Origin of the sequence: Streptomyces sp. NPDC029044, assembly GCF_040637495.1 — a bacterium.
GTDB lineage: Bacteria > Actinomycetota > Actinomycetes > Streptomycetales > Streptomycetaceae > Streptomyces.
In genome coordinates, this window is the sequence record NZ_JBEZWN010000060.1 from 18,713 (window position 1) to 38,998 (window position 20,286).

Annotated in this window: 18 protein-coding genes, 1 tRNA gene and 3 pseudogenes; 15 read left to right on the top strand and 7 right to left on the bottom strand. The window is 69.8% G+C overall.

The features are described from left to right. The first annotated feature begins 102 nt into the window (after positions 1 to 102). Positions 103 to 1,080: an ArsA-related P-loop ATPase gene (locus AB0E85_RS32175; RefSeq protein ID WP_361934679.1), complete on the top strand. Its 978-nt coding sequence runs from the start codon at positions 103 to 105 to the stop codon at positions 1,078 to 1,080. 67 nt (positions 1,081 to 1,147) lie between these two features. Next, the gene (locus tag AB0E85_RS32180) at positions 1,148 to 2,557 is read left to right on the top strand and encodes an ArsA family ATPase (protein ID WP_361934681.1); all 1,410 of its coding nucleotides are present in this window, start codon (positions 1,148 to 1,150) and stop codon (positions 2,555 to 2,557) included. A 117-nt stretch (positions 2,558 to 2,674) separates the two neighbouring features. Here AB0E85_RS32180 and wblA read toward each other — a convergent pair whose 3' ends face one another. Further along, positions 2,675 to 3,013 carry a transcriptional regulator WblA gene (gene wblA, locus AB0E85_RS32185; protein WP_030846174.1) on the bottom strand — a complete coding sequence of 113 codons (339 nt, stop codon included), beginning with the start codon at positions 3,011 to 3,013 and terminating at the stop codon, positions 2,675 to 2,677. A gap of 408 nt (positions 3,014 to 3,421) precedes the next feature. Between wblA and AB0E85_RS32190 the strand changes: the two genes are divergently transcribed. After that, positions 3,422 to 5,716 (top strand): transglycosylase domain-containing protein, encoded by a 2,295-nt coding sequence (locus tag AB0E85_RS32190; protein WP_361934684.1) that lies wholly within the window; start codon positions 3,422 to 3,424, stop codon positions 5,714 to 5,716. Positions 5,717 to 5,868: 152 nt separating this feature from the next. On the opposite strand, the gene AB0E85_RS32195 is transcribed toward AB0E85_RS32190, so the two are convergent. After that, positions 5,869 to 6,333 (bottom strand): GatB/YqeY domain-containing protein, encoded by a 465-nt coding sequence (locus AB0E85_RS32195; RefSeq protein WP_361934686.1) that lies wholly within the window; start codon positions 6,331 to 6,333, stop codon positions 5,869 to 5,871. Between the two features lie 146 nt (positions 6,334 to 6,479). On the opposite strand from AB0E85_RS32195, the gene AB0E85_RS32200 reads away from it, so the two are divergent. The 3 genes from AB0E85_RS32200 (at position 6,480) to AB0E85_RS32210 (ending at position 8,620) form a co-directional block, all read left to right on the top strand. Then, a complete protein-coding gene (locus tag AB0E85_RS32200) occupies positions 6,480 to 7,421 on the top strand; it encodes a metallophosphoesterase (RefSeq protein WP_361934688.1) in 942 nt (313 codons plus the stop codon). 307 nt (positions 7,422 to 7,728) lie between these two features. Continuing rightward, positions 7,729 to 8,499 carry a Pr6Pr family membrane protein gene (locus tag AB0E85_RS32205; protein WP_361934690.1) on the top strand — a complete coding sequence of 257 codons (771 nt, stop codon included), beginning with the start codon at positions 7,729 to 7,731 and terminating at the stop codon, positions 8,497 to 8,499. Positions 8,500 to 8,546: 47 nt separating this feature from the next. Beyond that, positions 8,547 to 8,620: transfer RNA gene (locus AB0E85_RS32210), tRNA-Pro, on the top strand. Positions 8,621 to 8,697: 77 nt separating this feature from the next. Here the strand turns inward: AB0E85_RS32210 and AB0E85_RS32215 are convergent. After that, positions 8,698 to 9,693, bottom strand: a pseudogene (locus tag AB0E85_RS32215) (site-specific integrase). A gap of 93 nt (positions 9,694 to 9,786) precedes the next feature. Here AB0E85_RS32215 and AB0E85_RS32220 point away from each other — a divergent pair. From AB0E85_RS32220 to AB0E85_RS32245, 6 genes are all read left to right on the top strand, one after another. Continuing rightward, positions 9,787 to 10,119 (top strand): hypothetical protein, encoded by a 333-nt coding sequence (locus AB0E85_RS32220; protein ID WP_361934692.1) that lies wholly within the window; start codon positions 9,787 to 9,789, stop codon positions 10,117 to 10,119. 69 nt (positions 10,120 to 10,188) lie between these two features. Next, entirely contained in the window at positions 10,189 to 10,338 is a 150-nt protein-coding gene (locus tag AB0E85_RS32225) for a hypothetical protein (RefSeq protein ID WP_361934694.1), read from the top strand. 91 nt (positions 10,339 to 10,429) lie between these two features. Then, positions 10,430 to 10,567, top strand: coding sequence for a hypothetical protein (locus tag AB0E85_RS32230; RefSeq protein WP_361934696.1), 138 nt, complete (start codon positions 10,430 to 10,432; stop codon positions 10,565 to 10,567). 565 nt (positions 10,568 to 11,132) lie between these two features. Continuing rightward, complete coding sequence (locus AB0E85_RS32235; RefSeq protein WP_361934699.1) at positions 11,133 to 12,428, top strand: hypothetical protein; 1,296 nt, start codon at positions 11,133 to 11,135, stop codon at positions 12,426 to 12,428. A 55-nt stretch (positions 12,429 to 12,483) separates the two neighbouring features. After that, positions 12,484 to 13,773: a NucA/NucB deoxyribonuclease domain-containing protein gene (locus AB0E85_RS32240; RefSeq protein ID WP_361934702.1), complete on the top strand. Its 1,290-nt coding sequence runs from the start codon at positions 12,484 to 12,486 to the stop codon at positions 13,771 to 13,773. Between the two features lie 19 nt (positions 13,774 to 13,792). Then, positions 13,793 to 14,320 carry a hypothetical protein gene (locus tag AB0E85_RS32245; RefSeq protein ID WP_361934705.1) on the top strand — a complete coding sequence of 176 codons (528 nt, stop codon included), beginning with the start codon at positions 13,793 to 13,795 and terminating at the stop codon, positions 14,318 to 14,320. A 174-nt stretch (positions 14,321 to 14,494) separates the two neighbouring features. On the opposite strand, the gene AB0E85_RS32250 is transcribed toward AB0E85_RS32245, so the two are convergent. After that, positions 14,495 to 14,617: a hypothetical protein gene (locus AB0E85_RS32250; protein WP_361934707.1), complete on the bottom strand. Its 123-nt coding sequence runs from the start codon at positions 14,615 to 14,617 to the stop codon at positions 14,495 to 14,497. Between the two features lie 64 nt (positions 14,618 to 14,681). Between AB0E85_RS32250 and AB0E85_RS32255 the strand changes: the two are divergent. After that, positions 14,682 to 15,411: pseudogene (locus tag AB0E85_RS32255) on the top strand (mobilization protein); the annotation flags it as partial. A gap of 208 nt (positions 15,412 to 15,619) precedes the next feature. Next, positions 15,620 to 15,907: pseudogene (locus AB0E85_RS32260) on the top strand (GlcNAc-PI de-N-acetylase); the annotation flags it as partial. 28 nt (positions 15,908 to 15,935) lie between these two features. Here AB0E85_RS32260 and AB0E85_RS32265 read toward each other — a convergent pair. From AB0E85_RS32265 to AB0E85_RS32275, 3 genes are all read right to left on the bottom strand, one after another. Then, complete coding sequence (locus tag AB0E85_RS32265; RefSeq protein WP_361934710.1) at positions 15,936 to 16,310, bottom strand: hypothetical protein; 375 nt, start codon at positions 16,308 to 16,310, stop codon at positions 15,936 to 15,938. 64 nt (positions 16,311 to 16,374) lie between these two features. Then, entirely contained in the window at positions 16,375 to 17,085 is a 711-nt protein-coding gene (locus AB0E85_RS32270; RefSeq protein ID WP_361934712.1) for a TIGR03943 family protein, read from the bottom strand. Next, a complete protein-coding gene (locus tag AB0E85_RS32275; RefSeq protein ID WP_361934715.1) occupies positions 17,082 to 18,155 on the bottom strand; it encodes a permease in 1,074 nt (357 codons plus the stop codon). Before AB0E85_RS32275 ends, AB0E85_RS32270 begins: the two co-directional genes overlap by 4 nt. A 149-nt stretch (positions 18,156 to 18,304) precedes the next feature. Here AB0E85_RS32275 and AB0E85_RS32280 point away from each other — a divergent pair, with 149 nt between their 5' ends. Then, on the top strand, positions 18,305 to 20,200 hold the full coding sequence (locus AB0E85_RS32280; RefSeq protein WP_361934728.1) for an NAD-binding protein: 1,896 nt from the start codon (positions 18,305 to 18,307) through the stop codon (positions 20,198 to 20,200). The last annotated feature ends 86 nt before the right edge of the window (positions 20,201 to 20,286 follow it).

Genomic DNA, 20,286 nt, shown 5'->3' on the forward strand with positions numbered 1-20,286 from the left:
CGACTCTAGCCGCTGCCCCGGAGGGGTCACGCGGCCGACCACGGCACGGGTTGTCCACAGCCTCCCGCGTAGCCCGGGCGCGAACTGGTTAGGCTCGAATACGTGAGCAGGCTCCAGGTCGTCAGCGGCAAGGGCGGTACCGGCAAGACCACGGTGGCCGCGGCCCTAGCGCTGGCCCTGGCCACGGAGGGGAAGCGGACGCTTCTCGTCGAGGTCGAGGGCCGTCAGGGCATCGCGCAGCTCTTCGAAACGGAAGCGCTGCCTTATGAGGAACGGAAAATCGCGGTAGCACCCGGGGGCGGGGAGGTGTACGCCCTCGCCATCGACCCCGAACTGGCCCTTCTGGACTACCTCCAGATGTTCTACAAGCTGGGCAGCGCGGGACGGGCCCTGAAGAAGCTCGGCGCGATCGACTTCGCCACCACCATCGCGCCCGGCCTCAGGGACGTCCTCCTGACCGGCAAGGCGTGCGAGGCCGTGCGCCGCAAGGAGCGCAGCGGGCGGTTCGCCTACGACTACGTCGTCATGGACGCCCCGCCGACCGGGCGGATCACGCGCTTTCTGAACGTGAACGACGAGGTCGCGGGCCTCGCCAAGATCGGCCCGATACACAATCAGGCGCAGGCCGTGATGCGGGTGCTGAAGTCGCCCGAGACGGCCGTGCACCTGGTGACGCTGCTGGAGGAGATGCCCGTCCAGGAGACCGTGGACGGCATCGCCGAGCTGCGTTCGGCCCGGCTGCCGGTGGGGCGGATCATCGTGAACATGGTCCGGCCGGAGGTGCTGGACGAGACCGACCTGGAACTCCTGCGGACGGCCCCGCGTTCCACTGTCGCGCGGTCCCTGTCGTCCGCGGGGCTCGGCGGAGCACGGCGCGGCGGGCACGCCGAACGGCTGGTGGACCCGCTGCTCGCGCAGGCCGAGGAGTACGCCGAGCGGTACACGCTGGAGCACGAGCAGCGCGCGGTCCTGGCCGAGCTGGGCCTGCCGCTGCACGAACTGCCGCTGTTCGCCGAGGGCATGGACCTGGCGGGGCTGTACGAGCTGGCCCGCGAGCTGCGCGAGCAGGGCGTGTCATGAGCCAGGACGGACAGGCAGGGCGCGCGAGGCCCGCACGGCCCGTCACGAGTCGGAAGCAGGGGATGTCATGAGTCGTCCGGACCCGGCCCACCACCGTCTGTCGCCGGCGCGTCTGCTCGACGTCGATCCACTGCTGGAGGACCCGAAGACCAGGATCGTCGTCTGCTGCGGCTCGGGCGGGGTCGGCAAGACGACGACCGCGGCGGCCCTGGGCCTGCGCGCCGCCGAGCGGGGACGCAAGGTGGTCGTCCTGACCATCGACCCGGCTCGCCGGCTCGCCCAGTCCATGGGCATCGACTCGCTGGACAACACCCCGCGCCGGGTGAAGGGCATCGACGACACCGCGGGCGGCGAATTGCACGCGATGATGCTCGACATGAAGCGCACCTTCGACGAGATCGTCGAGGCGCACGCGGATGGCGAGCGGGCGGCCGCCATCCTGGGCAACCCCTTCTACCAGTCGCTCTCGGCGGGCTTCGCGGGCACGCAGGAGTACATGGCGATGGAGAAGCTCGGGCAGCTGCGCGCCCGGGACGAGTGGGACCTGATCGTCGTGGACACGCCGCCGTCCCGCTCGGCGCTGGACTTCCTGGACGCGCCCAAGCGGCTCGGCTCGTTCCTGGACGGCCGGCTGATCCGGCTGCTGACGGCACCGGCGAAGCTGGGCGGCCGGGCCGGGATGAAGTTCCTGAACGTCGGGATGTCGATGATGACCGGCACCCTCGGCAAGCTGCTCGGCGGTCAGCTCCTGAAGGACGTGCAGACGTTCGTGTCCGCGATGGACACGACCTTCGGCGGTTTCCGCACCCGCGCGGACGCGACGTACAAGCTGCTCCAGGCGCCCGGCACGGCCTTCCTCGTGGTCGCGGCGCCCGAGCGGGACGCACTGCGCGAGGCCGCGTACTTCGTGGAACGCCTGGCAGCGGAGGACATGCCGCTCGCCGGCCTGGTGCTCAACCGGGTGCACGGCAGCGGCGCCGACCGGCTGTCGGCCGAGCGGGCGCTCGCCGCCGCGGAAAATCTTGAAGAGCCCCGCATTGTGGATCAGGAGGGCGGGAAAGCAAGTCTTCGTAACTCCCCTGACGCACCCGACAGTTCAGACTCTCCCACGTCCGTAACACCAGCTCAGGGTCCGGCATCGGCTCCCGAAGGTGGCTCCCCCACCGAAGACGCCGAGCATGCCGAGGCCACTGAGCACGCTGCGAACTCCGAGGACGCCGAGCGGTCCGTCGACCAGCTCACGGCAGGCCTGCTGAGATTGCACGCCGATCGCATGCAGCTGCTCTCCCGTGAGCAGCGCACGCGTGACCGCTTCACCGCGCTGCACCCCGAGGTGGCCGTGACGGAAGTGGCCGCACTGCCCGGCGACGTGCACGACCTCGCGGGACTGCGCACCATCGGCGACCGGCTCGCGGCCGACGAGCGCGAGCTGCCCGACCCCGCCGACCAGCCGGAACCGCCCGAGGCCACTGCCTGAGGGCAACCCGGCGAGGGCGCGGGGCGCCTGAGCTACGGCCCATGGCTAGCAGGTGATGGCGAAGGGCCCGGAAAGGGCCCTCAGACCTGGGCCTGGGGAGTTCCCGAGAGGGACTCCTCAGCTCACCGCCGCGTAGTTCTCGTAGATCTCGTCGTCGTCGAGGGGCAGAACACCGCACCCCCGCTCGTACTCCGTGCGCGCCGTCTCCAGCAGCCGGCGCCAGGAGGTCACCGTGGGACGCCTGCGCAGCAGTGCGCGGCGCTCCCGCTCCGTCATACCTCCCCACACACCGAACTCGACGCGGTTGTCGAGCGCGTCGGCCAGGCACTCCGTGCGCACCGGGCAGCCGGTGCACACCGCCTTGGCCCTGTTCTGCGCTGCTCCTTGAACGAACAGTTCATCCGGATCGGTAGTGCGGCAGGCCGCCTGCGCACTCCAGTCGACTACCCAGCCCATACCGGCGCCGTCCTCTCCCGAATCGAGGCTCCCCCACGGCGGCAGCGGCATATTCACCGCCGCCAGTTGAGGACGTTACGGAAGGTGGGCACAGCGCAACACCCCCTTCGGGCCCAATCTTGAATGGCCCGAACGGACTATGGGTAAGCGGCAGATCACCCGGGGGAGTGAGCTGGCGGCATACGTAACTTTCCCGGCAAACCGGGACAGTTCAGCTGCGTCACAACGGACGCCGTATGACACACAAGGCGGATTCGGACACGGCCCCACCAAAAAAGTTGGGGAACACCCAGAACGATTCGGGGTCGTCGGACGTATTGATACGTGACCTCACTGCTGTGACAGTTGAGAGCAGCTTAGGCCAAGGCCTATACGCCTGTCCGGCGAATGAGAACGTAGGCTGCCCTCATGCCAAACAAGCGCTCGGGCGGTGGTCTGTCTCCCACGCAGCAGGCCGCCAAGTTCCTCGGTGTCAGTGTCCTCGCGGGAGCCGTGCTGGCCGGCATCGCGCTCCCGGCGGTGGGCGCGCTGGGACTTGCGGCCAAGGGATCGGTCGAGAGCTTCGACGAGCTCCCGGCCAACATGAAGACCCCGCCGCTGAGTCAGCGCACCACGATCCTCGACGCCGACGGCGGCCAGATCGCCACGGTCTACTCGCGTGACCGCACAGTGGTCCCCCTCAAGGACATCTCGCCGTACATGCAGAAGGCGATCGTCGCGATCGAGGACTCGCGCTTCTACCAGCACGGCGCGGTCGACCTGAAGGGTGTCCTGCGCGCCCTCAACAAGAACGCGCAGACCGGCGGGGTCTCCGAGGGCGCCTCCACCCTGACGCAGCAGTACGTGAAGAACGTCTTCGTCGAGGAGGCGGGCAACGACCCGACCAAGGTCGCGCAGGCCACCCAGCAGACCATCGGCCGCAAGATCCGCGAGCTCAAGTACGCGATCCAGGTCGAGGAGGAGCTGGGCAAGAAGAAGATCCTCGAGAACTACCTGAACATCACGTTCTTCGGCCAGCAGGCCTACGGCGTCGAGGCAGCGGCCCAGCGCTACTTCTCCACGTCCGCCAAGGACCTCGACCTGGAGCAGGCGGCCCTGCTCGCCGGCATCGTCCAGTCGCCCAGCCGGTACGACCCGGTCAACGACGAGACGGAGGCCACCAAGCGCCGCAACACCGTCCTCCAGCGCATGGCGGCCGTCGGCGACATCTCCCGGGCGCAGGCCGCCGACGCGATGAAGGCACCGCTCGGCCTGAAGGTCAGCAAGCCCAAGAACGGCTGCATCACGGCGGTCAAGGGCGCGGGCTTCTTCTGCGACTACGTGCGCGAGGTCTTCCTGAACGACCCGGTGTTCGGCAAGTCCAAGAAACAGCGCGCGAAGATCTGGAACCAGGGCGGCCTCACCATCCGCACGACCATGGACCCGCAGGCCCAGAACGCGGCGCAGCGGTCCATCAAGGAGCACGTCTACAAGAGCGACGAGGTCGCCACGGCCGTCTCCCTCGTCCAGCCGGGCACCGGCAAGATCCTCGCCATGGGCCAGTCACGTCCGTACGGCGTCGACATCAAGGAGGGCGAGACGACCCTCAACCTGTCCGTCGACGGCGACATGGGCGGCGGCATGGGCTACCAGCCCGGTTCGACGTTCAAGCCGATCGTGGCCGCCGCCGCCCTCGAGGACGGCATGCCGGCGAACAAGGTGTACTCGTCGCCGTACCGGATGGCGTACCCGAGCCCGGTCTCGGCCTGCGACGGCAAGCGCTGGGTAAACGACCCCGACAACCCGGCCAAGCTGGAGAACGAGAACTCCTCCGAGGTCGGCCCGTACGACATGCGGGAGGCGACCGCCAAGTCGGTCAACACCTACTACGTGCAGATGATCAGCGACATCGGCATCTGCCCGGTGACGACGATGGCGAAGAAGATGGGCGTCGTGCGGGCCGACGGCGACAAAATGCCCCAGGTGCCCTCCATCGCCCTCGGCACGCAGGAGATGTCCCCGCTGACCATGGCGAACGCGTACGCGACCTTCGCCTCGCGCGGCATGTACTGCACACCGGTCGCCATCGAGTCGGTCAGCCGGCGGGTCGGTGACAAGACCTCGTCGCTGGAGGTGCCGAAGTCGACCTGCTCGCGCGCGATGTCGGAGAACACCGCCGACACGATCAACGCGCTGCTGAAGGGCGTGGTCGAGGACGGTACGGGCAAGAAGGCCGGTCTCGGCAGCCGTCCCAGCGCCGGTAAGACCGGCACGACGGACGAGCGCTACGCGGCCTGGTTCGTGGGCTACACGCCGAACATGGCCGGCGCGGTCTGGGTCGGCGACCCCGCACACAAGCGCAAGATGGTCGGCATCACCATCGGCGGCCGGTCGCACGCCAAGGTCTTCGGTGGTGAGGTCCCCGGCCCGATCTGGGGCGACATGATGTCCGGCGCGCTGGAGGGCAAGCCCGTCGAGGACTTCAACACCGTCCACATCCCCGACAGCAAGCCGCGGGACCGCGGTGACGGGGACGACGACGGCGGCCGAGACGACGGCGGGAACGGCGACGACGACGGCTTCATCGGCGGCCTCGTCGGCGGCAACAACAACGGCGGAGGCGGCGGCGAGCCCTTCCCGACGCCCTCGTTCTCCATCCCGGAGGGCTTCTTCCGGGGCCAGAGCAACGGCGGCGGCAACGGCAACGGCGGCCGGTTCGGCTGATCGACCGATGTGACGCCGAAAGGGACGGCCCCCTCTTACCCGCGTGGGTGAGAGGGGGCCGTCTCCGTCCGGCTGAAAGGCCGAGGTCAGGCGGACGCCAGCGTCTCCGGGCGCCGGCGCCGGGTCAGCAGGGCGCTGGGACGATCACCGGCTCAGCCGGCCAGCAGCTTCTTCACCGCGGCGGCGACGCGGCCGCCCTCGGCCTGCCCGGCCACCTTCGGGTTCACGATCTTCATGACCGCGCCCATGGCCCGCGGCCCCTCGGCACCGGCCGCCTTCGCCTCCTCGACGGCCTGGGCGACGATCTCCTGGAGCTGCTCGTCCGACAGCTGCTGCGGCAGGTAGGTGGCGAGGACCTCGCCCTCCGCCTTCTCCCGCTCGGCCTGCTCGGCACGGCCGCCCTGAGCGAAGGCGTCGGCCGCCTCACGCCGCTTCTTCGCCTCCCGGGCGATCACCTTCTGCACCTCGTCGTCGGAGAGCACGCGCTTCTCCTTGCCCGCGACCTCCTCCTTGGTGATCGCGGCGAGCGTCAGCCGGAGCGTCGAGGAGCGCAGCTCGTCGCGCTCCTTGATCGCAACGTTGAGGTCGTCCTGCAGCTTCGACTTGAGCGTGGTCATGGGGTCGATTGTCGCAGGTGCGGGAGGCGGAGCGCCCCTTCATTTAGGAGGCCGCGACCGAAGGGCCGGTGGTGTCACGGGAATTCGGGCACCGCACGGGCACCACACGGGCACGGGCAAGGGCCGGGGTCTGACACGATGGTCGTATGCGCGCGCGATACGGAGTCCCCCTGGGAATCGCGGCGGCTGGCGCCGCCGGTCTGTTGTACGCGGCGGGCTTCGAGGCCCGCTCCTTCCGCCTGCGCCGGGTCACCGTCCCGGTCCTGCCCCCGGGAATGCGCCCGCTGCGTGTGCTCCAGGTCTCCGACATCCACATGGTCGGGGGCCAGCGCAAGAAGCAGCGCTGGCTGCGGTCACTGGCCGGCCTGCGCCCCGACTTCGTGATCAACACGGGTGACAACCTGTCCGACCCGGAGGGCGTCCCCGAGGTCCTGGACGCGCTCGGCCCCCTGCTGGAGTTCCCGGGCGCGTACGTCTTCGGCTCCAACGACTACTACGGCCCCAAACTGCGCAACCCCGCCCGCTACCTGCTGGAGAAGGCCCAGGGCCGCCACGGGCTCAACGGCAACGCGCCGGCCGAGGGCGTGGTGCACAACCCGTGGGAGGACCTGCGGGACGGCTTCGACGCGGCGGGCTGGCTCAACCTGACCAACTCGCGCGGCGAGCTCAAGCTGGAGGGCGCCTCGGTGGAGCTCACGGGCCTGGACGACCCGCACATCAAGCGGGACCGTTACGCGCAAGTGGCCGGCGGCCCGTCCGAGGCGGCGGACTTCTCCATGGGCGTCGTACACGCCCCCTACCTGCGCACCCTGGACGCCTTCACGGCCGACGCCTACCCCCTGATCCTGGCCGGCCACACCCACGGCGGCCAGCTGTGCATCCCCTTCTACGGCGCCCTGGTCACCAACTGCGACCTGGACACGGACCGGGTGAAGGGCCTGTCCCGCCACAGGGCGGAGGGCAACACGTCGTACCTGCACGTGTCGGCGGGCTGCGGCACGAACCGCTACACGCCGGTACGGTTCGCGTGCCCGCCTGAGGCCACGTTGCTGACGTTGGTCGGGCGCGACGAGGACCCGCGGGGGTAACGCAGAGGGACCGGGCGGGACGGGGCGAGAGCCGGACGGGACTGGGGCCGCCGAGCCGGTCGGGTTTGTGGCCGGGACCGGACGGAGCCAGGGCTGGCGGCTGGCCGGGACCGCGGCCGGGACCGGACGGGACTGGGGCCGGAGCCGGTCGGGATTGCGGCCGGAGCCGGACGGAACCAGGGCCGGCGGCTGGTCGGGACTGAGGCCGGAGCCGGTCGGGGCCAAGGCCTGAGGTCGGCCGGGGCCGGGTAACCCACACAGCCCCGCCCACATCGCCCCCTATGTCCGTTTCTGCCAGCGTGGGGGCATGACCGCCCCGATACCCCGGGACATCCCGGACCTCCCAGCGATCCCGTCCCCGCCGGCACTGAAGCCCTCCCCCGTGCCTGCCACGGCCGTCGTCACCCCGGTCCGCCGCCCCGCGGCCGCGGCCTTCCGCCTGCTGATCGCCCTCGCGGCGGCCGGAGGCGTGACGCTCGAACTGCTCCTCGGTGACCCGTCCCGGGTCATGAGCCACTTCACGATCCAGAGCAACATGCTGCTGGCGCTGGTCATGGCCCTCTCGGCCCGCCGCGCGTGGACGACCGGCCGGCCCCTGCCGGGCGCCGTCCTGGGAGCGACCCTGCTCTACGTCGTCATCGCGGCCCTGGTGCACCACCTGCTCCTGGTGAACGAGGCGAGCCCCTTCTCCCTCACGGGCGAGGCCGCCGCCCCGACGGGCACGCAGGCCCTCTCCCACGCGGTACTGCACACCGTGACCCCGGTCGCGGCGGTACTGGACTGGCTCCTGCTCACGTCCCCCGGCCGCATGCACCTCCGCCAGGCCAGCACCTGGCTCCTCTACCCCATGGCCTACCTGGCCTTCTGCCTCACCCGGGGCGAACTGCTCCTCCCGGGCACGCCCGACCGCTACCTCTACCCGTTCCTGGACGTCGGCCAGGACGGCTTCAAGCGCGTCCTCGGCAACGCCCTCCTCCTGGGCCTCTCCTTCTACGCCCTGGCCGTGCTCCTCGTGGCCCTCGACCACGCCCGCCCGAACCCCATCCGCCACCGCGGTAAAACCGGATTTCGTCTCTAGCCACCGGTGGGCTAAAGTAAACGTCGTCGCCGCGACAGCAGCGACATCGGGGTGTAGCGCAGCTTGGCAGCGCGCTTCGTTCGGGACGAAGAGGTCGTGGGTTCAAATCCCGCCACCCCGACAGAGAAACACAAGGTCAGACCCATCTAGGAGCGTTCCTAGGTGGGTCTGATTCGTTGTGCGTGTCTATCTGAGTGACTACCGCTCCGGATCCCGCTTGAAGATGCCGTCCATGACCACGGCGCCGGTCTGGATCACGGGCCGGATCTGCTTCCGGTACACCTCCTCGGTCACGGCCGTACCGGAGTGCCCCACGAGCTGGGAAATCTCCTCCAGCGGGACCCCTCGGTCGGACAGCAGCGACACGAAGCTGTGCCGCAGCTCCCGAGGCGTCCACTCGTCGGCGTTGATCCCCTCGGCGTCCTTGAGCGCCTGGCGGAAGGCGCGCCGGACGTTGGTTGCGTCGAGCGGCTTGCCCACGGCCGAGGATGTGCGGAGGCTGCGGCGGATCAGCGTCCGGCCTGCCCTTGAGGAAGACGTGGTCCCAGGTCAGCGCTCGCAGCTCCTCAGTGCGGGCACCGGTGAGCAGGGCAACGACGATGTACGCGTGCATCGAGGTGCCCTCGGCTGCCTTGAGTACCGCCTCGGCCTGGGCCAAAGTGAGCGCCTTGGACGGTCGCCAACCTGGCCCTGAGGCACGGAGCACAGCTCGACTACGTTGCGCTTCGCCTTGTCCCGCGCCATGGCCCGCTTGACCGAGCGGTTCAGGCAGGAGTGGACGGACTGCAGCGTGCGAGTGCTGAGGGTCTTGGCCTTGGCGGCCAGCCAGCGGTCGACGTCCTCCGCACTGAGGTCGCGGAGCTTCCGGGCGCCCAGAGCGGGGATCACGTGGTTCTGGCTCAGGATGGTGCAGGTCTCGACGGTGCCCGGGTCACGACCCGCCAGGCCGAAGGCGAGCCAGTCGTTCACGGTATCGGCGACGGTGTAGCCCGTGGGCGCGATCGCGAGACCGTCTTCGTGGTCCCGCAACACCCCCTTGAGCTTGTTCTTCGCCCCTGTCTTGGTCCTGCCACTCCCCCGCTTCACGATCCGCTTGCCGCTCGGATCAAAGCCGAGGTTCGCCGTGGCGATCCAACGCTGTCTCTTCTCGTCCCAGGGAAGCCCACCGTCGCCGCGGCTGCGTCGCTTGGTCATCAGGCGGCCTCCTCCAGCTGGTGCTGGATGAAGTCGCCGGCCGCCGGTGATCAGTTGTGGCTGTGCAGCAGCTCGGGCCGTGCATCATGGAGCATGGGGATTGATCTGGAGCTGCACTCATCACGGCCGGCGCGTAAGAACTGGCGCGCGACGCTCTTGCAGAGTTCCTACGGGCATGGCGATGCTCTAGCCGATGCGCTCGGCTCGCTTCAGCTCCTCGGCGTGCCCGGCAGGCTCACTGCTGTCGATCTGTACGGGGACACCTTGATGAACGAGCAGGACGCTGCAGCCGCCGTCCGGGAGATTGGCGAGCTGAAGCAGCGATGCGGTGACGAGCGTCAGCTCGCCGCGTTGGACGACCTCGCGAGGATGCTGGGTGAATGCGCAGCCACTCCGGGCAGTTACCTATGGTTCGCGGGCGACTGAAGTTCAGGTCGCGCATGCCGGGTGAGTGTCTAACTGCGTGACAACGCCGCCGGACAGCGGCGGACAAGCGTGGACGGCTCCGGACACCGTTTCTGGCTGGAGCCCGCCGAGCCCTGGTCTGCCTCCAAAGCCGCGCTGGCCGACCAAATCGATCTGTTCGAGCAGGAGTTGAACCCGCTGGAGTGGGTGCCACTCGACCTCCGCTACAGCTTTCGCTGACTGGGAGGCCGGCCAGTCGTACCGCAAGTTCCTGCGCAAGTACGGCGAGCGCGGGGCCCGTGATGCGCTCCGCGAGCGCTGGTACAACCGGATGTGTGCCTCGAACCGAGCCGTTCACTTCTTTGTAGGCAACATCGCGGCCCATCCCAAAACGTTCATGCTGCTGGCCGTCTTCTACCCGGAGCGGAAGGTCGTCGAGTACGTACAGGACAGTCTGTTCGGTGAGTGACGAACTCCTGCCGGAGTTTCAGGCGGACTTCAGGAGCTGCGTCGGCAACTGCTGAGGCGACGCAGATGGCTCCCGCCAAGTGGTGGAGCCGATCAAGTACCCGGAAGATGCTGGTCACCGCCGCATCGACGCTGCTCGGGGCCGCCCGTGGCGCTGACGGCAGGTCAGCCGGGCACGATGTCGGGCTCCCGCGACGTCGTCGGCGCGCGGTTTACCGCAGCGATTCGAGCAAGGTCGCTTACACCACGAGACGGGACACGACAGTTTCACTGGAACCGCGTGGGCTTCGCTACCCGTCAACAAGACAGGCCATCTGAGCGCGCGCCGTACGCGAGACAATCCTCGGCCGCTGGCTGCGGACCGTGTGGATTCACTCCAAGGCAACGTCCCTTACCCCGGTGTAGGTACCGGTGAGCCGACGACAGACGTGGCCGTGATCACGTGCAGCGACTCAGCCAACTTGCCTTATAAACAGATGTGCCAGAAATAGAGCACCTGTAGGTTCCCCTGTGACCACTCTTGATCGTTCCTAGGGGGAACCTTGTCGCGTTCGCGCGCGAGATTCTTGGCCTCGGCATGCGCCGGGGTCACCGCACTCACCATCCTCGGCACCGCCCCGTCCGCGAGTGCCGCCGCGCCCAAGGAAGCCTGCACCGGCCTCTACAACGCCCGGATCACCTTCTGGGCGATGACGTGCAGTCAGCCGGGCGAGCCGATGATCGGCGGCTTCGCCACCTGGCGCAACATACCGATCACCTTCGATCAGGTCGACACCGGGTCTACGACCGTGCAGGTGGCCAACTACATGCGCGTCAGCCCGAACACGTCGAGCGGTCCGCTGGCTCCCAACATCGAGATCGGCCTGTACGCGGAGAAGACGGGGAAGACCACCCACACCTACGGGCCGCGCTGGTCGGAGCTGACTACCAGCGGTGGTCGCACGACAGCCATCAAGGCCGGGGTCAACCCGACCAAGCCGGACAAGCGCAACCACACCTACATGACCGTCCGCCAGGACAGCGGCAACCAGTGGGATGTGCTCTACGACTTCAACAAGGTCGGCTCCACCACCAAACAGCTCAAGGTGCTGGGTGGTAACACCAACCGCATCGACGTCGGTCTCGAGGTGATGGGACCCAAGTACATCAACGTCCCCTCGATCGCGAACCGTATGCAGTTCATGACCGGGAACAAGGTGTGGCAGCAGGTGGCGACGCCCAACGTAGCCAAGTCCGTCACGCTCCCCGTGTGCAGCACGACCCACAAGCCGCCGAACTGCTTCACCACCAAGCTGACCGACAACAGCAAGTTCACCCAGTGGACCGTGAGCAAGCCGCGCCGGCAGGCCGCCGCCACTGCATCCCCGGCTGCTCCGACGCGCAGCCGGGATGTTGCTGCGGCCGGCTTGCCCGCCACGTTCAACGGCGTGGACCAGCAGGCTCTGCAGGCCTGCCTGGAGAACGACCCCGACAGCTGCCTGGCCAGCGTGCCTGGCCTATCCGAGTGCGTGGTCACCGTTCGGGTCTGCAACGCCGCCGCCGTGCCGTCCGGTGGGCCATCGGAGGAGGCCACAGCTGCGGACATATCGGCTTCTGACATCCGGGCCCGAGCTGCAGCCGCCTTCGGCGTCCCCAGTGACGCCCTCGCCGTCAAGCCACCCACCTCACCCTCCGCGCTGAAGGCTCACCCGCACGCGGCCGACAGCAGCAGTGGCGACGCCGCCTGGACGGTGACCTCCACCAGCACCACTCCCGGACTGCAGCGCACCGACCGCCGCTTCGACGGCTTCACCGCCCGCTACTCCGCACACACCGGCGCACTGCTGGAGGCGTGCTGGGGCGAGCTCTGCGATGCCTCGTGATCGCCACGTGCCGCAGACACCCCGCCGCTTCCGCACGCCAGCAAGGAGTCCCTTGGTGAAGATTCGCACCGCACTCATACGTCTCGCCCGCGTCACCGCCACCACGGCGGCCTTGACACTGCTCACCACGGCCACCAGCACAGCCGCCCACGCCGCGGCGCCCCCGAACGACCCGGCCCCCGAGGGCGCGGTGTTCGTCGACGCCGCCTCTCTCCCCGCCGAGGAACTGCGCGGCCTCGACCAGCCCATCCCGTACGCCGAATACGCCCGATCCCACGGATCGAAGCCCGTGGCGTGGCAGGCAGCGGCCGACCCGGCTCCCGGCGACCAGCAGGACCTGCGACAGCAGTGTGCCAACCACGCGGCACAGGCGAAGACCGTCACCGGGTGGATCAAATCCCGCTTCGAGAGCTGCCAGAAACGTCCATTTGACCTGGTGCTGCGTGACATCAGGGGTACGACCACGCTCGGCCGCCTCACGTTCGACCAATGGGTTCTCGGCTTCGCCTACGACGGCAGTCGGCGCGTCGACTATGTGGCCAGCATCGAGAACATATGGGTCGATCCGATACCCACCGAAGATGCCACGAAGTGGCGGATCGGCCAGCACTTTCACCACAGCATCAACGCATCCAAGAGCGATCCGGATCCCAGGGTGACCGCGCCACAGACCGTGAACCGCGATGAACTGCTCGGCGTGTGGGACACCAAGCCCCACTGGAACCTCACCTACACCTCCCCGGACAAAGGCGCCTTGTTCGACCAGGGCAACCAGCAACGCGTCCTTTCGACCGTCACGATGGACCTGAGCGCTGGCTCCCCCAACTCCACCCCGTACTTGGAAGGCAGCAACGTCTACAACGCGGGCGTCCGCTATGACTACGCCGGTAAGGTCGCGGGCAAGTACAAGGGCACCGTCTTCACGAAGGCGCGTGTGGAACTCGTGATGAGTCAGAAGGACTCGGCGGTCAACGAAAGCGCCGTGCACATCTACGACGCCCTGAACCGCCCCGAGCGCACCTTCCCCTCCTGGCCCGGGAAGAGCGTTCCGGGATCGAAGGAACCCCTGCGCCGAGTCGTCGATCCGAAGAAGATCGAAGACAATCGCAAGAAGTCCATCAAGGAATGCAAGAAGGTCTGGGGCGACTACGCCGGCAGCGGCCTGGAGTGCGACGAGTACCCCTTCGCCTCGACCAAGGAGGGGTCCACCAAGGGCGACAACCGCTTCTCCGTCCGGCTGATCGACGGTAAGGACAACCGCAAGGGCGGAGAGCGCCTCAACGAGATGTACACCCTCAACCGCGTCCTGGACGGCGACCCCTTCTACGTGAAGATCACCAACTAGCAGGAAGACACCACTGACCATGGCGCTTCTCGCCGAACACAACGTCACCGCCACCCCCGGCCGCCGCATGCTGGAGGTCTACGACGCGGACGCCTACCTCGGCGACGAAGCAGCCATGGATGCCGCGGAGACACAGGTGGTGGCCGGCAACGGCTACCACCTGTACCTCCTCAGCCTGCAACCGGACATGAAAGCCCAGATGACGATCCGCATCTGGGACACCCCACCCACCCCGCCCGCCGAGGCCGAAGGCCACACCGACGTCAGCCTCGAATCCGAGACAGGCGTCCTGGTCGTCGGCCAGCTCGACCGCGGACCCGCCGACGAGATCACCCTGCCCCGTCCCGGCGTCTATGAAGGCCACGCCTGGTGGCAGAACCGCCAAGCAGCAGCCGACTACTACAACACCACCCTCGACCAACTCACCGACGACTCCCCCGAAGACCAGCTCACCGAAGCCTGGAACAACTGCCCCGTCACCGAACGCTACGTCCTCGACCTCGCCTACACCCGCGAGCCCGAACCCGTCGATGAAGACGACCTCTGAAATCCGTACGGGCCGGTGTGACAGCCGCCTCGAAAGACCTGCCTTGATGACTGCGAACGCTGGCATGATGCGCGCTCATGAGAAACGTCAGATGAGAGTGACGAGGCGTACGTAGTCGGCTTGCGCAGCCAGGTGCTCGGCGAGACCGCACTGACCCAGCACAAGTTCGACGAGCTACAGGGCGACCCCGGGACGGGCGGCCGGCTTGCCGAACTGCCGGTCGACGTCTACTGGCCCGGCCACCAACTCGTGGTCCAATACCGGGAACTCCCACACGAACGCTTCCCCACTACCCACGACGTCCACCCAGGACGAGCAGGAAGCGGCCACACGTCGGCCGACCACCCGCTCGCGCGCAGCTGTGTCGGCACCGGCTACCGCCCGGCGCGCGGCCACCCGCGCCGCCTGGACCGCCCTGGTCATCCTCGACCAGGACGGCGACGGCGCCGCGGCGGCCCGCATCGCAGCGACCGGCGAGATGCTGGACACCCTCGCCCAGACCAGCGCAGCGCACATTCGCCAGCAACTCCGTGAGGAGCCTGGGCGTTCGAGCGAGCCACGCGCTCTCACACCCGTGCCGAGTACCGGCATGCCCAGGCCCTGCGCCGAGCCGCTCGCAACCTCGCTACAGCGGTCCGGCGCTGGGCCGAGGGGAGGACGGCGCGACCACGGCGATGCTGATCGACACCCTGTTCTTCCTCGCCACCGCCGCCTCTCACTGGCACGCCCAGCGTCACCACGCCCAGCGGGCCGAAGCGGCCGGCCACGCCGCCGCCCACCTGCGCGCCGCCTACGCTGCCGCCGCCGAAGGGCCCATGGCCCGTCTGCACGCCCAGCGCCTGCGTCTGGTCCAGCCCGTGCGCGACTGGGCCGCAACCCTCCACGCCACAACACCCGAGATCGCCGAGGCGGTAGTGAACGAACCGGGCTGGCCCGCCTTGGCCGCCACCGTCACCCACGCCTACCAGGCCGGCCACAACCCCCAGGAGCTGCTGACCGAAGCCGTCGCCCACCGCGAACTGGACACCGCTGGGTCGGTCAGCGACGTCCTCGTCTGGCGCCTGCGCAGCATCGCCGACCTGCCCGCCGACGCGGTCGAAACACCTTCCCCCCGGCCCCGCGCGCCACGGCACACCGGCGTCGCTCCACGCTTCTTCGACCGCGGTGCAGGCCCACGCCCTGCCGTACTCCTACGAGCGCCGCGCAAACGGCGACCGGCACCGCTTCCTCGGCGCGGGTCTACAGGCATGGCAGGAGGCCGTCATCGGCATCGACGTCGAGCCCGCCCCCGAGAGCAGTCGCGAGCTTCATCCGGACATGCCGGAGCCGGATCCTGCCGAGGCCGCTGCGATGGCCGGGATCGGCCTCCTCGACGATGAGATCACCACGTGGGCGGACACCACCGCGTTCAGCGGTCAGAAGTTCGACGCGCCGGCCGTGCACGCCAGCCAGGGCGAGAACATCCTCTTCCTCAAGATGGGCAAGGAGAGGTTCGGCGAGTTGATGGGCATGGAGACCTTCGTACGCGTCCAGGACTCCACCGGCGCGGCCGTACCCGAGAACGATCTCATCGCCGGACTGCGCTGATCCACTCAGTCGGGGTCGGCCCATACACCTAGGACAGCCCCCCGGCCAGCGTCCCGGCCAAGGTGAGAGTCAGGAACACCGCACCCCACACCATCGCCTGCCGTATCCGGCGGTGGCGGAACGGGATGTCGGTGGGCCGGGGCCCGGTGGCCAGGCTCAGGAGGACCAGGGACGGGGCGCAGGCCGCGCAGCCGGTCCACAGGAGGAGCTGGGGGACCGTGGCGTACTGGGTGGGGGTGATGACCCCGGTGGTGATCGCGGCCAGGAGGGCGGTCAGGGCCGCGCCGAGGGTGGCCAGGGTCAGGCCGGCCCGGTGGTCGGCCCTGGCCAGTTCCGCGCGGACCGCCTCGGACCGGCGTGGCGGGTCGAGTTCCGCCGTGTGCTCGCCGTGGAGTGTGCTCATGCGTACTCCTCGCTGATCAGCGGTTCTCCCCGAGTACCCCAAAGGGCGGGCGGCACACCGCAGTTCAGGTGTTCCACGTCTCGTCGTACGGGTCGTGCGGGGTGGGGACCGGTCGGGCGGTCGTCACCTTCAGGTACGGGATCGGGCCGCCGTTGACCGGGTCCTTCATGCGGCGGGGGGTGTAGGTGCCCGTGATCTCCAGCCAGGTGTCCGGTCGCAGGACCGGGGGGATGGCGCCCGTCAGTGCGATCTTGACCGGCTGGGCGTCGGCCGCGCAGCAGTTGAGGCCCATGCGGACCAGGTAGGGGGTGCCCTTCCGGTCCAGGGTGACGAAGCCGGTGATCTTCAGGCGGCGGTCGTGGAGGGAGCGGCCGTCGTCGTAGACCGCGCGGCCCGCGTAGTCGGCCACGGCGAGGCGCAGGGGGGCGTCACCGTCGGGGAGGGCCGGGAAGCCGAAGGGTTTCGTCAGGGCCGTGCCGGTGTGCGCGGCACTGTAGGAGCCCAGGGCCGGCGGGGCGACCAGGATCAGGGCGAGGACCGGGAGTGCGAGGAGCCAGGAGACGCGGGGTTCGCGGTGCGGGTGGGGGTCGTCGGCGGGGGTGCGGCGGTCGTACCAGAGGGTGGCGGCCGCCGTGGCGATGAGGACCGCGCCCGCCAGCAGGACCAGGGGGCGCAGGCCCTCCTTGACGTAGCGCAGGTAGAGGTCGGTCGTGGCGGCGTGCAGGAGGGTCGCGCCGAGCAGGAAGAGGAGGGCCGTCTGGGCCAGGCGGTTCACAGCAGGACCGTTCCGGTCAGGGCCGATACGACGACGGCCAGGGCGAAGGTCGCGGGGGCGAAGCGCAGGGCGAAGGCGCGGCCGAAGGTGCCCGCCTGCATCGCGAAGAGCTTCAGGTCGATCATCGGGCCGACGACCAGGAACGTCAGACGGGCCGTCAGGGAGAACTGGGTCAGGGACGCCGCCACGAACGCGTCCGCCTCCGAGCAGATGGAGAGCAGGACGGCCAGGACCGCGAGGACCAGGACCGACAGCACGGGGTTGCCCGCCGCGAGGCTCAGCCACTGTGCCGGGACCACGGCCTTCAGGGTCGCCGCGGCCATGGCGCCGATCACCAGGAACCCGCCCGCGTGCGTCACGTCGTGGCGGACCGAGCCCCAGAAGGCCGCTCCCCTGCCGCGGCCCTCGTACGACGCGCGGGCCGGGGGCCGGAGCCAGTCCGTGCGGCCGAGGCGGTGCCAGAGCCATCCCATCGAGCAGGCCACCAGCAGGCTGGCGACGAAGCGGGCCAGGACCATCTCCGGGTTGCCGGGGAACGCCACAGCCGTCGCCGTCAGCACGATCGGGTTGATGGCGGGTGCCGACAGGAGGAAGGCCAGGGCCGCCGCGGGTGTGACCCCCCGGCGGACCAGGGCTCCGGCCACCGGGACGGACGCGCATTCGCAGCCCGGCAGGACCGCACCGGCCGCGCCCGCGACCGGGACCGCGAGGACCGGGCGCTTCGGCAGGGCCCGGGCGAAGAACGACGGCGGCACGAACACCGCGATCGCCGCCGAGAGCAGCACCCCGAGCACCAGGAACGGCAGCGCCTGGACCATGACCGCCACAAAGACCGTCATCCAGCTCTGCATCACCGGAGCGGCCAGCGCCCCGCGGATCGGGTCCTGGAACATCACCGCCGTGAGCAGCACAAGGGTCAGCAGGAGGGGGGAGTTGAGGTGCCGGCCCTCTTCCCCGGAGCCCGCCTCCCCGCCGCCGTCCGTCTCGGGGGCCCCGCGCTCGGCGCTGCCTCGCGGGTCGGTCTTCGTGATGGCCACGGGCCCGGTACCTCCGGTGGTGCGCAAGGGCATTCCCCATTCCCTCCCCTTGCGTACGGACGGCGGCGGCCCGGCGTTCACGCGGCACCGTCCCCTTCTGGAACCCGTCGTCCCGGTGAGGCAGTCTTCTCCCCGTGGGGAGCGTTCCGAACCAAGGTCAGCCGAGTGATCCGGCCACGCACATGATCGTGTGCGGTGACGACGGGCTCGCGCACCGACTGGCCGCCGAACTCCGCGGTGTCTACGCCGAGCAGGTCACGCTCGTCGTACCGCCCTCCGGCAGGCGGGTGCGCCGGCCCGTGGCCGGACGGGCCCGGGCCGCTTCGGCTGCGCTGCTCGACCGGGTGGTGAGCGCGGCCGGCGGCCGGGCGGGGGCGGGCGGCGGCGAACCGGCCGCGAACGAACAGGTCGTCGAGGCCGCCGAGGTCACCGAGGCGGTACTCACCGAGGTGGGCGCCGACCGGGCGGCGGCACTGGCGCTCGTCTACGACGACGACGAGACCAACATCCGTGCCGCGCTCACCGCCCGCCGCTTCAACCCCCGCCTCCGCCTCGTACTCCGGCTGTACAACCGGCGGTTGGGGCAGCACATCGAGGAACTGCTGGACCAGACCGCCGCCGTGGCCTCGGGGGACGGGCAGGGTGCCGGCCTCGACGCGTCGACGACGGTGCTGTCCGACGCCGACACGGCCGCGCCCGCGCTGGCCGCCACCGCCCTCGTCGGCACCAGCAAGGTCGTCCAGACGGAAGGACTCGTGCTGCGTGCGGTGGAACGGCAGCCGCCGCGGCCGGGCGAGGTCGCCGACCCGGGGCTGTGCACCTTGGCGCTGCTGTCCGCGACGAGCAACGACCCGGCCGGTGCGGACGGTTCCGAGGGCAGCGGGGAGCAGGGGCCACGGCTGCTGCCGGACGAGGCCGCGGTGGCGGCGGCGACCGGGCGCGGCACCGTCGTGCTGGAGCAGGTGTCGTACTCCGGGCCGTCCCTGCCCGCCGGGCGGGGCGGTGTGCCGCCGTTCGCCTCGTTGTTCTCGCGGCGGCTGCGGTGGTCGCTGGCCGGGCTGGTGGGCTGTGTGCTGGCGCTCGCCGTCGGATTGATGATCGTGACCGACGAGCATCCGCTGTACGCGACGTACGTGACCCTGCTCGATCTGTTCGGCATCAACGATCCGGCGTTCCACGAGTCGACCGCGCGGCAGGTACTGCAACTGCTGTCCGGGCTGGTCGGGTTGCTGCTGCTGCCGGTGCTGCTGGCGGCGGTGCTGGAGGCACTCGGCACGTTCCGCAGCGCGTCCGCGCTGCGCAAGCCGCCGCGCGGGCTCGGCGGGCACGTGGTGCTGCTGGGGCTCGGCAAGATCGGGACGCGGGTGCTGACGCGGCTGCGGGAGCTGCACATCCCCGTGGTGTGTGTGGAGTCCGACCCGGACGCACGGGGGATGGCCACCGCGCGGCGGCTGCGGGTGCCGGTGGTGCTCGGGGACGTCACCCAGGAGGGGGTGCTGGAGGCCGCCAAGATCCACCGGGCGCACGCACTGCTGGCGCTGACCAGTGCGGACACGACGAACCTGGAGGCGTCGCTGTACGCGCGCTCCGTGCGGCCCGATCTGCGGGTCGTGCTGCGGCTGTACGACGACGACTTCGCGACGGCCGTGTACCGGACGCTGCGGGCCGCGCATCCGTTCGCCCTCACGCGGAGCCGGAGTGTGTCGCACCTGGCCGCGCCCGCGTTCGCCGGGGCGATGATGGGGCGGCAGATCCTGGGGGCGATCCCGGTGGAGCGGCGGGTGCTGCTGTTCGCGGAGCTGGACGTGGCCGGGCATCCGCAGCTGGAGGGGCGGACGGTCGGGGAGGCGTTCCGGGCCGGGGCCTGGCGGGTGCTGGCGCTCAACACGTCACCTCCAGGGGGGCGGCGGGGCGAGGGGGAGCCCACGGGCGAGGAACGGGTGCCGGCTTCGGGACTGGTGTGGGATCTGCCTCCTACATATGTGCTGGGCGCCGGGGACCGGGTGGTGCTGGCGGCGACCCGACGGGGGCTCGCGGAACTGCTGGGGCGGAGGCGGCGGGAGCGGTCGGGGCCGTAACGGGACGCCGGAACGCCCCTGGGGCGCGAAGCGCCCGAAGGGGCGCGGGGAACTGCGCGACCGGCCACATCCCGGCCGCAGCCGCC

Bases quoted from the DNA above. Each gene is read 5' to 3' on its own strand.
- AB0E85_RS32195 (WP_361934686.1), bottom strand. From the start codon at position 6,333: ATGACCACGCTCAAGTCGAAGCTGCAGGACGACCTCAACGTTGCGATC.
- AB0E85_RS32245 (WP_361934705.1), top strand. From the start codon at position 13,793: ATGGCGCTTCTCGCCGAACACAACGTCACCGCCACCCCCGGCCGCCGC.
- AB0E85_RS32205 (WP_361934690.1), top strand. From the start codon at position 7,729: ATGACCGCCCCGATACCCCGGGACATCCCGGACCTCCCAGCGATCCCG.
- AB0E85_RS32280 (WP_361934728.1), top strand. From the start codon at position 18,305: ATGATCGTGTGCGGTGACGACGGGCTCGCGCACCGACTGGCCGCCGAA.
- AB0E85_RS32275 (WP_361934715.1), bottom strand. From the start codon at position 18,155: ATGCCCTTGCGCACCACCGGAGGTACCGGGCCCGTGGCCATCACGAAG.
- AB0E85_RS32265 (WP_361934710.1), bottom strand. From the start codon at position 16,310: ATGAGCACACTCCACGGCGAGCACACGGCGGAACTCGACCCGCCACGC.
- AB0E85_RS32230 (WP_361934696.1), top strand. From the start codon at position 10,430: ATGTGTGCCTCGAACCGAGCCGTTCACTTCTTTGTAGGCAACATCGCG.
- AB0E85_RS32220 (WP_361934692.1), top strand. From the start codon at position 9,787: ATGGGGATTGATCTGGAGCTGCACTCATCACGGCCGGCGCGTAAGAAC.
- AB0E85_RS32190 (WP_361934684.1), top strand. From the start codon at position 3,422: ATGCCAAACAAGCGCTCGGGCGGTGGTCTGTCTCCCACGCAGCAGGCC.
- AB0E85_RS32180 (WP_361934681.1), top strand. From the start codon at position 1,148: ATGAGTCGTCCGGACCCGGCCCACCACCGTCTGTCGCCGGCGCGTCTG.
- AB0E85_RS32200 (WP_361934688.1), top strand. From the start codon at position 6,480: ATGCGCGCGCGATACGGAGTCCCCCTGGGAATCGCGGCGGCTGGCGCC.
- wblA (WP_030846174.1), bottom strand. From the start codon at position 3,013: ATGGGCTGGGTAGTCGACTGGAGTGCGCAGGCGGCCTGCCGCACTACC.